This is a genomic window from Methylobacterium goesingense, from assembly GCF_022179225.1.
GTDB lineage: Bacteria > Pseudomonadota > Alphaproteobacteria > Rhizobiales > Beijerinckiaceae > Methylobacterium > Methylobacterium goesingense.
The window spans coordinates 56,561-69,079 of sequence record NZ_BPQL01000058.1 but is presented as its reverse complement, the minus strand read 5'-3'; the positions used below and the strand labels follow the sequence as shown (position 1 = coordinate 69,079).

The following is a 12,519-nucleotide window of genomic DNA, read 5'->3' as shown; positions in this document are numbered from 1 at the left end:
GAGAGCCCCCTTGCTGGACGCCATCGCCCTGAAGGTCACCGATCCGCGCTTTCTCGGCATGGTGTTGACGGGAATTGCCGCCGCCGCGACGGCGTTCGCGCTGCTGCAGCCCATGTTCGAGCCGGACCGGCTCGGCAAGCGCATGAAGCTGGTGGGCGAGGAACGCGACGAGATCCGCCGGCGCGAGCGGGAGCGGCTGGCCGCCAAGGCGACCCTGCGGACAACCCCGAAGGCCTACATGAAGCGGGTGGTCGAGCAGTTCAACCTCGGCCGCTGGCTCGGCACCGAGACCGCCAAGAAGCAACTGGTGATGGCCGGCTTCCGCTCGCCGGGCGCGGAGACCGGCTTCCTGTTCTTCCGCCTCGTGACGCCGATCGTCCTCGGCATCGTGGCCGCCTTCTATGTCTTCGTCCTCGGCGTGATCAATCAACCCTTCACCATCCGGTTGGTGGTCGTCATCGCGGTGCTGCTCCTCGGCATCAAGGCTCCGGAGCTCTACCTCCTCAACGCGTCGAAGAAGCGCCAGACCGAGATCCGGGCCGCCTGGCCGGACGCCCTCGACCTCGCGCTGATCTGCGTGGAATCCGGCATGTCGGTGGAGCACGCCTTCCGCCGCGTGAGCACGGAGATCGTCAGCCAATCCGTCGTGCTCGCCGAGGAACTCGCGGTGCTCACGGCCGAACTCTCCTATCTGCCCGACCGGCGCATCGCCTTCGAGAATCTCGCCAACCGCATCGGTCTCGACCAGATCAAGGCGGTGACCACGGCCCTGATCCAGGCCGAGCGCTACGGAACACCGGTCGGCCAGGCACTGCGCGTGCTCTCGCAGGAAAGCCGCGATACCCGCATGAACGAGGCGGAGAAGAAGGCAGCCGCCCTGCCGCCCAAGCTCACGGTGCCGATGATCCTGTTCTTCCTGCCCGTCCTCTTCGTCGTGATTCTCACACCGGCGCTCGTCCAGGTCTTCCGGTAGGGCGCGCGAACGGCCACGGCTCGCCGGAGCGGCCGGGCCATCCTATGTCGGACGGGTGACGGACGCCCGGAGACAGCATGTCCGACCTGACCTATGCGATCGGCGACATCCATGGCTGCGCGGATGCGCTGATCCGCCTCCTGGAGCGGATCGACGATCACGCCCGGGGACGTGCCGCCGTCATCGTCTGTCTCGGCGATTATGTCGATCGCGGGCCAGACAGCGCTGGTGTGATCCGCATACTCCGCACGCGCCAAGCGGCATCGCACGGAACGATGATCTGCCTTCGGGGCAATCACGAGCAGATGATGCTCGACGCCCAGCGCGATGTTTGCGACGCGCCGGCCTGGCTCGCAAATGGCGGAATCGAAACGCTGCGCTCCTTCGGAGCCGCAGATGCCGGCGAGCTTCCGGACGAGGTTCTCACCTGGATCTCGGCCCTGCCGACAGTTCACGAAGACGCCGGGCGGTACTACGTGCATGCGGGATTTCGGCCTGGATGTCGTGGAATCGACCCCGACGTCACGGCGCGTCTCTGGATCCGCGAGCCGTTCCTCGGCTCGAATTACGATTTCGGAAAGCATGTGGTTCACGGCCACACGCCCCAGCGGAACGGCCGGCCGGACGCCCGGAGCTTTCGCACGAACCTGGACACGGCCTGCGTGTACGGCCAAGCCCTGACCGCAGGGGTCTTCACGACGGCAAGCTCCGGTCCGGTGGAATTTCTTCAGGCGCCGCGTGACACTCCGCAGATGTCCGACCGGACCGGACGCCCTTGACAGACCGCCAGGAACTCTTGCGGAACACTTGCGGAACGTTTAATGTGTTCGTGATTTGTTTCTGTGACGCCGCGACGCAACCCCCGGCCTGAACGAAGAGTGTTCCGCATGTTGACGCGTAAGCAGCTGGATCTTCTCCAGTTTATCCAGCACCGGATGCGCGAGAGTGGCGTTCCCCCTTCGTTCGACGAGATGAAGGATGCCCTCGATTTGAAGTCGAAATCGGGCATCCATCGGTTGATCACGGCGCTCGAAGAGCGCGGTTTTCTGCGCCGCCTGCCCAATCGGGCCCGGGCGATCGAAGTGATCCGGATGCCCGAAAGCCTCGGTGGCGAGGGCGGGGCATCGCGCGCCGCCGCAGCGCCCGAGGTTCGCCGGTTTACACCGAGCGTCGTCGAGGGCGGCAAGGGCAAGGGCATGCCGGCCGGCGCCTCTGTCTCTCGCTTGCCGACCACGCAGGCCACGGACGAGAGCGGTCGCGCCGTCACCATTCCGGTCATGGGTCGGATCGCCGCCGGCACGCCGATAGCGGCAATTCAGGAGCAGAGTCACTCGGTGACCATGTCGCCCGACTTCCTCGCAGGGGGCGAGCACTATGCCCTGGAGGTGCGCGGCGACTCGATGATCGAGGCCGGCATCCTCGACGGGGACCTCGTGGTCATCCGTAAGCAGGAAACCGCGAACACGGGCGACATCATCGTGGCGCTGATCGACGACGAAGAGGCCACGCTGAAGCGCCTGCGCCGGCGCGGATCCTCGATCGCCCTGGAGGCGGCGAATCCGGCCTATGAGACACGCGTTCTGGGACCCGATCGGGTGCGTATCCAGGGACGGTTGGTGAGCCTCGTCCGGCGCTACTGAGCCGCATCGCCCGGTTCGACCTCCGGCACGTCCGTGTCTTCGGGCCCGGGCTCCGCGCGCGACGTTTCGATCGCAGTCGCGCGTTGCGGCGTCGGGGCCGGTTCGGTTGTGGGCACACGCCATGGCGCCGCCTCACCGGGACGACGTGCGGACGTGATGATGGGCCCTTCAGGCCCGAAGCGGATCGCGCTGGCGCCATGCGAGCGCAGGAAGCCGCGATCGAGGATCATGGCTGCGGCGCAGCCAGGCGGCGCGTCCCGCCGGGTGATCAGAATGTCGGCCCGCGCGCAATCTTCGGGCAAAGCACGCTTGTCGGTGGCAAGCGCAATTCTGCGTCCATCCGCCAGCGATACGGTACAGCCGAGCCGGTCGCACCGGGTTGCGGAATGCGCCGCGACCGCGCCGGCTTTGCGGCTGTCGCCATCGGCCTTCAGCCATTGGTCCAGCACGAAGGGGGGCGGACGCCCGAGGATCGCCAGGCGGCCGCTGGCGTCGCGGATCGCCGCACCCGCACCTTCGCGATCCACGTAGATGTCGTGCCGCACCGGATGGGCGGCCAGCCCGATGCCGATCACGGCCGGCAGGAGGCCGAACCAGCGCAGGGACGAGGCCGGCAGGGTCAGCATGACGAGGCCCGCTGCCATGAGCGTGAGGGCCCCGGCGCCGAAGGCCGGCACGACGTAGGTGGCGTGGCCGAAGCCCGCGATCCAGCCTGAAATCGTCAGCATGCCTCGCACGGCCAGACCCATCGCCCACCAGACGGGCTGGTCGAGGGCGAACGGGTAGGCGAGGATGCCGAGGACGGCGGCCGGCATCACCGCGAGGGAGACGAGGGACAGCGTGAGGGCATTGCCCACGAGACCGAACGGCTGCACCGTCTGAAAGTGGTAGGTCGCGAAGGGCGCCGTCGCCATCTGGGCGACAAGCGTCGTCGCGAGCGTTCCCACGACAGCCGCCAGAAGCCATCCCAAGGCACGCGCGAGTGGCCCGCTCCCATCGCGGCGGAAGGCGTTGCCACCGATCAGGCGCGCACAGGCGATCAGTCCAGCCACGGCGGCGAACGACATCTGGAAGCTCGGGCCGAGCACGCCGTCCGGCTCGCGCGCCAGGGCGATGATCGCCGCGAGCGCGAGGTTGCGCATGCTCAGCGCCGGGCGATCCACGAGGATCGCGCCCAGCATCACCAACGTCATGATCAGGGCACGCTCGGCCGCGATGTCCCAGCCCGAGAAGACGCAATAAGCCATCACGCCCACCATGGCGAAGGCCGCGGCGATCTTCTTGATGGGCCAGTGAAGCGCGAACCAGGGCACGACGGCGAGTAGCGCCCGCACCAGCCAGAACACCACCCCGGCCGCCAGCACCATGTGCAGCCCCGAGATCGAGACCACGTGGTAAATTCCGGCCGCGCGCAGCACGTCGTTCGTCTCCGGTCCGATCAGGCCGCGCTTGCCCGTGACGAGGGCGGCTGCCACGGCACCCGCCTGTCCGCCGTTGGCATCTGTGATCCGGCGGGTGAGGGCGTTGCGCGCGTCGTCGATGGCAGCCTCCAATCGGGCGCTGCGATCGGGAGCCTGGGCCGGTGGTCGGACTTCGATCTTGCCGACGAGCGAACCCACCGCGCCGATGCCGCGGAAATAGGCGTCGCGTCCGAAATCGTAGCCCCCGGGCCGCGCCGCTTCCGGGGGCGGCAACAGCCGGGCGGTGGCTGCGATGCGGTCTCCGGGCTTGAGCGCCACCGCTTTCCGATAGGAGACCCGGACCCGCGCCGGTCGCATCTCCGGGCCGAGTACACCGAAGCTTTCCACCCGTACGATCAGGCGCGCCCCTTCCTCGCGCTCATCGAGGGCTTCGATGGTCCCGACGAGGCTGGCGATGGTGGTGCGGGCCAGAATAGGGCCGGCCAGGCGCTCTACCCGGATGATCGCGGCGGCAAAGCCCAGCAGGGCGGCGATGCCCGCAAGCGTCAATCCGAGACCGAGGGGCCGCGCGCGCAGGAACGGTGTCGTGGCGGCCAGCAGGGCGGCGGCAATGAGAGGCGCGGCGAGCGTCGGCGCCCCACGCGTGCCTGTGAAGTACACGAGGATGCCGAGGCCGAAGGCCACCGCGAGCCAGGGGAACAGGCGGCGCTGATCGACCTCCCGCGTCCACCCGGCCCGAAACCAATTGCCGACAAGGTCGAGCACGGGGCGACGCGCCGCGCGCAGGCGAAACGCCCGCGCCGCCGCCGCTACTCCCTGCGCCCGCGCCATGACTGCGCCCTCGGTGAGACCGGGCCGGGGAAATCGGCACGATGCGAGACGATTTCTTAACGCCTCGGCCCGCGCATGCTACACGCGCGTCTCCGGGCCGGTCGATCCGCCTCCCGCCCGTTCCACCAGTCAGTTCAAGTCAAGATTGATGTCGTCAGTCGTCACGCGCTTTGCCCCCTCGCCCACGGGCTATCTGCATATCGGCGGGGCCCGGACGGCCCTGTTCAACTGGCTCTATGCCCGGCGCTTCGGCGGCCGCATGCTGCTACGCATCGAGGACACCGACCGCGAGCGCTCCACCCAGGGCGCGATCGACGCCATCCTGGACGGCATGCGCTGGCTCGGCCTCGATTGGGACGGCGACGTGATCTACCAGTACGCCCGCGCGGAGCGTCACCGGGAGGCGGCGATGAGCCTGCTCGATTCGGGCAACGCCTATCGCTGCTACGCGACGCCGGAGGAACTCACGGCGATGCGCGAGGCTGCCCGCGCCGAGGGCCGCCCCCTGCGCTACGATGGGCGCTGGCGCGACCGCGACCCCTCAGACGCGCCGGCCGGCGTGAAGCCGGTGATTCGCCTGCGCGCCCCCACCGAGGGCGAAACGGTGGTGGAGGACGCCGTTCAGGGGCGCGTCGTCTGGCAGAACAAGGATCTCGACGACCTCGTCCTGCTGCGGTCGGACGGAAACCCGACCTACATGCTCGCGGTGGTGGTGGACGACCACGACATGGGTGTCACCCAGGTGATCCGGGGTGACGACCACCTCACCAACGCCGCGCGCCAGCGCCAGATCTTTGATGCCCTCGGCTGGGAAGCGCCCGCCATGGCGCATATCCCGCTGATCCACGGGGCCGACGGGGCGAAGCTTTCGAAGCGCCACGGAGCGCTCGGCGTCGACGCCTACCGCGACCTCGGCTACCTGCCGGCGGCCCTGCGCAACTACCTCGTGCGCCTCGGCTGGAGCCACGGCGATCAGGAGGTGTTCTCCACAGAGGAGATGGTCGCCGCCTTCGACCTCAAGGCGATCGGCCGCTCGCCGGCCCGCTTCGACTTCGCAAAGCTCGAAAACCTGAACGGGCTCTATATCCGGGGCGCCGCCGACGCGGACCTCGTCCAGGCTATCGCCGACGTGCTGCCGGCCCTCGGGCCGTCGCGCGGCATCCCGGTGCCGATGGCGCCGGATCTGCGCGACCGGCTCAACGCCGCGATGCCGGGCCTGAAGGAGCGTGCCAAGACCCTGGTGGAGCTCCTGGACAGTGCCTACTACCTGACCGCGATGCGGCCCCTCGTTCTGGACGAGAAGGCCAAGGGCCTGCTCGGCGACGAGGCCCGCGCACGTCTGGCCGCCCTCCTCCCGGCCCTGGAGGCCCTGCCCGACTGGGATGCCGCCGCCACCGAGGGCGCGGTCCGCCATTTCGCCGAGGCGAACGGCCTGAAACTCGGGCAGATCGCACAGCCCCTCCGGGCCGCGCTGACGGGCCGCGCGACCTCACCTCCGGTCTTCGACGTGATGGCGGTTCTGGGGCGGGCGGAGTGCCTCGGCCGGCTCCACGACCAGATCCCTGGTTGAGGCACGCGGACCGGGAAAGGTCATTCGGCGGGCGCGCGTTTCATCCTGCAAAAGAATGACAAATCGGCCTGGATTTCGCTTGGCCCCCGGCGTGAAGCGGAGCGTCGGTTGATGACGGTCCGCCGATCCGCTACCCCCATGCTCGTGTGAGCAAGTGCAGCATAGCCTGCGCTTGCGCCCCGGACCCGGGTGGCGGATCTCATCGCCACGCGGGCCGGCGACGCCCCGCTGCCACGAAAGGGTCCAGGTCTCCATGAGCGCCTCCAGCACGATCACCGTGGGCGACAACCACGTCGAGCTCCCGATCAAGACCGGCACGATCGGTCCGGATGTCATCGACATCGGCAAGCTCTACGCCAAGACGGGCAAATTCACCTTCGATCCCGGCTTCACGTCGACCGCCTCCTGCGAGTCGAAGATCACCTACATCGACGGCGATGCTGGCATACTCCTCTATCGCGGCTACCCCATCGAGCAGATCGCCGAGAACGGAGATTTCCTCGAGACCTGCTACCTGATGCTGTTCGGCGAACTGCCGACCCCGGCCCAGAAGGCCGATTTCGACTACCGGATCACGCGCCACACGATGGTGCATGACCAGATGAACCGCTTCTTCCAAGGCTTCCGCCGCGACGCGCACCCCATGGCGATCATGGTCGCCTGCGTCGGCGCGCTTTCGGCCTTCTACCACGACTCCACCGACATCTCGGACGACCAGCAGCGCATGGTCGCCTCCATGCGCATGATCGCCAAGATGCCGACCCTTGCGGCGATGGCCTACAAGTACTCGATCGGCCAACCGTTCGTGTACCCGAAGAACGACCTCGACTATACCTCGAACTTCCTGCGGATGTGTTTCGCGGTCCCCTGCGAGGAGTTCAAGGTCAACCCGATCTTCGCACGCGCGTTGGACCGGATCTTCATCCTGCACGCCGACCACGAGCAGAACGCCTCCACCTCCACGGTGCGTCTGGCGGGCTCCTCGGGCGCCAACCCCTTCGCCTGCATCGCGGCCGGCATCGCCTGCCTGTGGGGGCCCGCCCATGGCGGCGCCAACGAGGCGGCGCTGAAGATGCTCGAGGAGATCGGGCATCCGGAGAACGTGGCCAAGTACGTGGCGAAGGCCAAGGACAAGAACGATCCGTTCCGCCTGATGGGCTTCGGCCACCGCGTCTACAAGAACTACGATCCGCGGGCCCGGATCATGCAGAAGACCACCCACGAGGTGCTCGGCCAGCTCGGCATCAAGGACGACCCGCTCCTCGAAGTCGCCGTGCAGCTTGAGCAGATCGCCCTGAAGGACGATTACTTCATCGAGAAGAAGCTCTATCCGAACATCGATTTCTACTCGGGCATCACCCTGAAGGCGATGGGCTTCCCGACCTCAATGTTCACGGTGCTGTTCGCGCTCGCCCGCACCACGGGCTGGATCGCCCAGTGGGCCGAGATGATCGAGGATCCGTCGCAGAAGATCGGTCGTCCGCGCCAGCTCTACATCGGCCCGGACAAGCGCGAATACACCCCGATCGACCAGCGCGGCTGACGATCTCGCGGACGCCCCGCCGGATGAGATCCGGCGGGGCGTTACGATTCGAATCCGAAGAGAAGACCGATGGTCGGCGGCTCAGTGCGGCCGGGCGCGGTCGACGACGGCGCGGGCGGCCGCGAAGGCCTCTTCCGCATCGAGTTCAGTGGTGTCGAGAATCACCGCGTCGGCTGCCGCCTTGAGCGGCGCGGTCGAACGCTGGGCGTCGCGGGCGTCCCGGGCGACGATGTCGGCCAGGATGGCGCCGAGCGTCGCCGATTCGCCGCGTCGCAGCAATTCGAGATGGCGGCGGCGGGCGCGCTCCTCGGGGGCGGCCGTGATGAACAGCTTAACGCCGGCATTGGGACAGACCACCGTGCCGATGTCGCGCCCGTCGAGGACGGCACCGCTGGCGCCTCCCGCGAAGCGCTGCTGCCAGGCGAGGAGCGCGGCCCGCACGGCGGGCACCGCCGAGATGCGCGAGGCCGCCTCGCCCATCGCGCGCTCGCGCAGACGTGGGTCGGCGAGGCGATCGGCGATCAGGCTGGCGGCCGCGCGCGCCGCGGCCTGATGGTCGTCGAGATTGTGACCCGCATCGATCACCGTGAGGGCAACGGCCCGGTACAGGAGCCCGGTATCGAGGTGGGGCAGGCCGTAATGCGCCGCGAGGCGCTTGGCCAGGGTGCCTTTGCCGGAAGCCGCCGGCCCGTCGATCGCGATCACCATCGGCATCGCGCTCAACCCTCGATCCGGCCGCCGAGGCCCTGCATCGTCGGCAGAAAGCTCGGGAAGCTGGTCGCAATCATCGCGCCGTCATCCACGGTGACAGGCTGCTGCGTGGCCAGCCCCATGACCAGGAACGCCATGGCGATGCGATGGTCGAGATGGGTCGCGACCGTGCCGCCGCCGCGCGCGGGCTCGCCGGTGCCGTGCACGACGAGGTCGTCGCCGTCGACGAGGTGGGCGACGCCGTTGGCGCTGAGCCCGTCGGCGACAGCCGCGAGGCGATCGGATTCCTTGACCCGCAGCTCGTGCAGGCCGCGCATCCGCGTGGTGCCCTCCGCGAAGGCGGCGGCGACGGCGAGCACGGGATACTCGTCGATCATCGACGGCGCCCGTTCAGGCGGCACGTCGACGCCCCTGAGCCGGCTTGCGCGCACGCGCAGGTCCGCCACGGTCTCGCCGCCCTCCTCCCGCTCGCGCAGGCGCTCGATGTCGGCGCCCATCTCGATGAGGGTGGTGATCAGCCCGATGCGCAGCGGGTTCATCATCACGCCCTCCAGGGTCACCTCGGAGCCCGGAACGATCAGGGCGGCCACCAGGGGGAACGCGGCCGAGGACGGGTCTGCGGGCACGACGACCTTGGTGCCGCGCAGGGTCGGCTGACCGGTCAGGCTGATCGCCCGTCCGTGGCCTTCGGGGCCATGCGGAACCACCGTCACCTCGGCGCCGAACAGACGCAGCATGCGCTCGGTATGGTCGCGGGTGGCCGCCGCTTCGATCACTGTCGTAGTCCCGGGGGCGTTCAGGGCGGCGAGCAGCACCGCCGACTTGATCTGCGCCGACGCGACCGGCGTCTCGTAGGTGATCGGGATCGCCTCGCGGGGGCCGCGCAGGGTCAGGGGCACGCGCCCACCCTCCTCCTCGCTCACCACCTCGGTCCCCATCCGCACCAGGGGGTCGAGGATGCGGCGCATCGGGCGCTTCCGGAGCGAGGCGTCACCGTCGAAGGTCGCGGTGACCGGCTGACCACCGACCACGCCCATCATCAGGCGCGAACCGGTGCCGGCATTGCCGAAATCGAGCACGTCCTCGGGATCGGTCAGGCCGCCGATGCCGACGCCCCGAACGCGCCAGAGCCCGTCTCCCACCCGCTCGACGTCGGCGCCCAGCGCCTTGGCGGCGGCGGCCGTCCGCAGAACGTCGTCGCCCTCGAGCAGGCCCGTCACGTTCGTTTCGCCGATGCTGAGCAGGCCGAGAATCATCGCGCGGTGCGAGATCGACTTGTCACCGGGCGGGCGCAGACTGCCTTGCAGGGCCAGGCCCGCATGGGCGGTCAGGGGTTGCGGGGCGGAATCATGGGACACGGGCAGCGACTTTTCGGCTGGGCGCGCGGGGCGCGGGCATTCAGGGCGCGGGCGCGTCGGTACCGGCGCCGGTGCGATCAGGGCGGTTAACACGGGCGCGTGCCGCCGTCATCCGAAGCCCCCGCACATCGCCCGCCCGGCGCTGCGAAGGGCCGGGGAAAGACGTCGCCGCGCCGTGGGACCCTAGGAATTTGACAGGAGCGTTCCACGCGACTAACGGGGCGCCTCTCCCAAAAGATTGCACGTATAGAGGTTCGCCCGTGGCCAGACCGGAACTCGGCTTGAAGCGTCAATGCATGAGCTGCGGCGCCAAGTTCTACGACCTCGACAATGATCCGCCGACCTGCCCCAAATGCGGGACGATCTATCAGGTCGCCGCAGCCTCCGGCCGCGCCGCTCCGGCGCTCGCCGCACGCGCGGCAGCCGTTCCCGCCGATGACGACGAGGACACGGATGCCGAGAAGGGCGGTCCGGAGATCGTTTCCCTCGACGAGGTCGAAGCGGCCGAGGACGATGCGGACACCACCACCGAGGATGTGGACGGCGACAGCAACGACGACGCCGACGACACCTTCCTCGAGGAGGAGGACACCGGCGACGACGACGTGGCCGATCTGATCGACAGCGACATCGAGAACGACGAGGAGAGCTGAGCGCCCGGGCCCTCCTCAGCACCGCCGGCCAAAAAAGTTTGCCGGCGGGGCACAAAGGGGGTTGAGACGGCGGGCAAGCCCCAGTACATCACCGCCATCGACGGCGGGCAGCGCCCGCCGCCGACGAAGACCGCCCCGGACCTCCAGTCTCCGGTGCGTCGAGAGTGGGGCCTTAGCTCAGCTGGGAGAGCGCTTCCATGGCATGGAAGAGGTCATCGGTTCGATCCCGTTAGGCTCCACCAATCTCACCCTTCTCGACATCTCGTTGAACCTCTAGAAATCGAAGCCACCCGACGCAGGTTCGTCGCGTGGTTTTTTGCGTTCCGGGGCATGGCTCAGCGGGCCATCGCGTCCCACCCGTTAAATCAGCGCTGGACGCGACGAAGACCGAAAATAGGGGTTGAGGCGGCGGGCAAGCCCCAGTATATCAGCGCCATCGCCGGCCGGGCTGATGCCCACGCCGATGCGGACGACCATCGCGAGCGCGCCAGACGCCGCGATGTGACAAGTGGGGCCTTAGCTCAGCTGGGAGAGCGCTTCCATGGCATGGAAGAGGTCATCGGTTCGATCCCGTTAGGCTCCACCAAATCTTCTCTCTACCCCTGACATCATCGTAGACCTTTCCTCCGACGCTTCGTATTGCGGTGCGCAATGCCGCTTGTGCGAGCGGCCGCGACGCTGCGTGATGGTGTTGGATGGGACGTGGTTCGGTGTTCATGGCGACGTCCCTCCCCGGCGATCCGATCCCGGCCGACGCGGCCATCCAGAGCCTCCACGATCTTTGTGCCCGTCTGCTGGCCGGCCCCAGCGCCACGGCCGTGCTGGAGGCGTGGTGCCGGGAGCGCGGATTGACCACGACGGATCTCGTCGCTCAGGTGCTGCCCGGCCCCGGCACGCCCGTTTCCCCGGCCCAGCGCGAACGCCTGGAGCTGCCGCGCGGGGCGGTGGTGCGATACCGCCGCGTCCGCCTCGCCTGCGGCCGTCATGTGCTCTCAGAAGCCGAGAACTGGTACGTTCCGGGCCGGCTCACGCCCGCCATGAATCACCTCCTGGAGACGAGCGACACGCCCTTCGGCCGCGTGGTGCATCCCCTCGGCCCTAAGCGACGCAACCTCGACCTGTGCCTGCTCGCCGGTGCCGAAGCGCCAGGGCGCCTCGCCCCGCACGATCCGCTCTTCACGGTCGCGGCGCTGCTCCTGCGCGCCGACGGGCTGCCCCTCTGTGAAGTGGCCGAGACCTACACGGCGGCCGTCCTCGCGCGCGACTGAGGTCGGGTCGCCGGGGGGCTGGCACGCGGCGGGTTCACGGGCTATGCCCCTCGCCCCAGGGACCAGACAGGGCAAGGATCGGAGTGATGGCGTTCAACGGGCGGACAATGCGGCGCATCGGGTACGCGGGACTGATCGGCCTCGCCCTGAACGGCACGGCGCTGGCGCAGAAGGGCGTCGACGCCACGGGCCTCTGGCAGACGGAGACGGCCGGCTCGAAGGTGCGTATCACCCGCTGCGGCGCCGGCTATTGCGGCACCCTGGCAAGCACGGCCGGCCCCGGCCTCGACGCCAAGAATCCCGACGCGTCCCTGCGCTCGCGCAATCTGGTCGGCGTCCAGATCATGGATGCGCGCACCCCCAGCGGCGATGCCTTCGAGGGGACGCTCTACAACCCCAACGACGGCAAGACCTATTCGGGCAGCGTCACCATCAAGAGCACGAACGTCGTCGAGGTCTCGGGCTGCGTGATGAGCGTGTTCTGCAAGCGCCAGACCTGGAAGCGCGTGAACTGAGCCTGTCGGACCGACATAGCGGCTTCCGCGATCGCG

Annotated in this window: 11 protein-coding genes and 2 tRNA genes; 10 read left to right on the top strand and 3 right to left on the bottom strand. The window is 68.6% G+C overall.

Features of this window, described 5'->3' with window-relative positions; genetic code table 11:
- Positions 1-10: 10 nt before the first annotated feature.
- The 3 genes from MFF30_RS11240 (at position 11) to lexA (ending at position 2,613) form a co-directional block, all read left to right on the top strand.
- Positions 11-973: a type II secretion system F family protein gene (locus tag MFF30_RS11240; protein WP_238279461.1), complete on the top strand. Its 963-nt coding sequence runs from the start codon at positions 11-13 to the stop codon at positions 971-973.
- Between the two features lie 77 nt (positions 974-1,050).
- A complete protein-coding gene (locus tag MFF30_RS11235) occupies positions 1,051-1,752 on the top strand; it encodes a metallophosphoesterase family protein (protein WP_238279460.1) in 702 nt (233 codons plus the stop codon).
- A gap of 108 nt (positions 1,753-1,860) precedes the next feature.
- The gene (gene lexA, locus MFF30_RS11230; RefSeq protein ID WP_238279488.1) at positions 1,861-2,613 is read left to right on the top strand and encodes a transcriptional repressor LexA; all 753 of its coding nucleotides are present in this window, start codon (positions 1,861-1,863) and stop codon (positions 2,611-2,613) included.
- Here lexA and MFF30_RS11225 read toward each other — a convergent pair.
- Positions 2,607-4,865 (bottom strand): ComEC/Rec2 family competence protein, encoded by a 2,259-nt coding sequence (locus MFF30_RS11225; RefSeq protein WP_238279459.1) that lies wholly within the window; start codon positions 4,863-4,865, stop codon positions 2,607-2,609. The genes lexA and MFF30_RS11225 overlap by 7 nt on opposite strands.
- A 145-nt stretch (positions 4,866-5,010) precedes the next feature.
- On the opposite strand from MFF30_RS11225, the gene gltX reads away from it, so the two are divergent.
- Complete coding sequence (gltX, locus tag MFF30_RS11220) at positions 5,011-6,435, top strand: glutamate--tRNA ligase (RefSeq protein WP_238279458.1); 1,425 nt, start codon at positions 5,011-5,013, stop codon at positions 6,433-6,435.
- 253 nt (positions 6,436-6,688) lie between these two features.
- Positions 6,689-7,978 (top strand): citrate synthase, encoded by a 1,290-nt coding sequence (gene gltA, locus MFF30_RS11215; RefSeq protein ID WP_238279457.1) that lies wholly within the window; start codon positions 6,689-6,691, stop codon positions 7,976-7,978.
- A gap of 81 nt (positions 7,979-8,059) precedes the next feature.
- Here the strand turns inward: gltA and cmk are convergent, their stop codons facing one another.
- Positions 8,060-8,692, bottom strand: a complete 633-nt coding sequence (cmk, locus tag MFF30_RS11210) for a (d)CMP kinase (RefSeq protein ID WP_238279486.1) — start codon at positions 8,690-8,692, stop codon at positions 8,060-8,062.
- Between the two features lie 5 nt (positions 8,693-8,697).
- On the bottom strand, positions 8,698-10,047 hold the full coding sequence (gene aroA / locus MFF30_RS11205; protein WP_238279455.1) for a 3-phosphoshikimate 1-carboxyvinyltransferase: 1,350 nt from the start codon (positions 10,045-10,047) through the stop codon (positions 8,698-8,700).
- A gap of 260 nt (positions 10,048-10,307) precedes the next feature.
- Here aroA and MFF30_RS11200 point away from each other — a divergent pair, with 260 nt between their 5' ends.
- The 5 genes from MFF30_RS11200 to MFF30_RS11180 all read left to right on the top strand — a co-directional run bounded on the left by MFF30_RS11200 (position 10,308) and on the right by MFF30_RS11180 (position 12,483).
- A complete protein-coding gene (locus MFF30_RS11200) occupies positions 10,308-10,700 on the top strand; it encodes a TIGR02300 family protein (protein WP_082503635.1) in 393 nt (130 codons plus the stop codon).
- Positions 10,701-10,866: 166 nt separating this feature from the next.
- Positions 10,867-10,942, top strand: a tRNA-Ala gene (locus MFF30_RS11195).
- A gap of 268 nt (positions 10,943-11,210) precedes the next feature.
- Positions 11,211-11,286: transfer RNA gene (locus MFF30_RS11190), tRNA-Ala, on the top strand.
- 130 nt (positions 11,287-11,416) lie between these two features.
- A complete protein-coding gene (locus MFF30_RS11185) occupies positions 11,417-11,968 on the top strand; it encodes a hypothetical protein (RefSeq protein ID WP_238279454.1) in 552 nt (183 codons plus the stop codon).
- Positions 11,969-12,054: 86 nt separating this feature from the next.
- On the top strand, positions 12,055-12,483 hold the full coding sequence (locus tag MFF30_RS11180; protein WP_238279453.1) for a DUF2147 domain-containing protein: 429 nt from the start codon (positions 12,055-12,057) through the stop codon (positions 12,481-12,483).
- Positions 12,484-12,519: the final 36 nt, after the last annotated feature.

Excerpts from the sequence above, each read along its gene's own strand:
- lexA (WP_238279488.1), top strand. The coding sequence starts at position 1,861 with ATGTTGACGCGTAAGCAGCTGGATCTTCTCCAGTTTATCCAGCACCGG.
- gltA (WP_238279457.1), top strand. The coding sequence starts at position 6,689 with ATGAGCGCCTCCAGCACGATCACCGTGGGCGACAACCACGTCGAGCTC.
- MFF30_RS11180 (WP_238279453.1), top strand. The coding sequence starts at position 12,055 with ATGGCGTTCAACGGGCGGACAATGCGGCGCATCGGGTACGCGGGACTG.
- MFF30_RS11185 (WP_238279454.1), top strand. The coding sequence starts at position 11,417 with ATGGCGACGTCCCTCCCCGGCGATCCGATCCCGGCCGACGCGGCCATC.
- MFF30_RS11225 (WP_238279459.1), bottom strand. The coding sequence starts at position 4,865 with ATGGCGCGGGCGCAGGGAGTAGCGGCGGCGGCGCGGGCGTTTCGCCTG.
- MFF30_RS11235 (WP_238279460.1), top strand. The coding sequence starts at position 1,051 with ATGTCCGACCTGACCTATGCGATCGGCGACATCCATGGCTGCGCGGAT.
- cmk (WP_238279486.1), bottom strand. The coding sequence starts at position 8,692 with ATGCCGATGGTGATCGCGATCGACGGGCCGGCGGCTTCCGGCAAAGGC.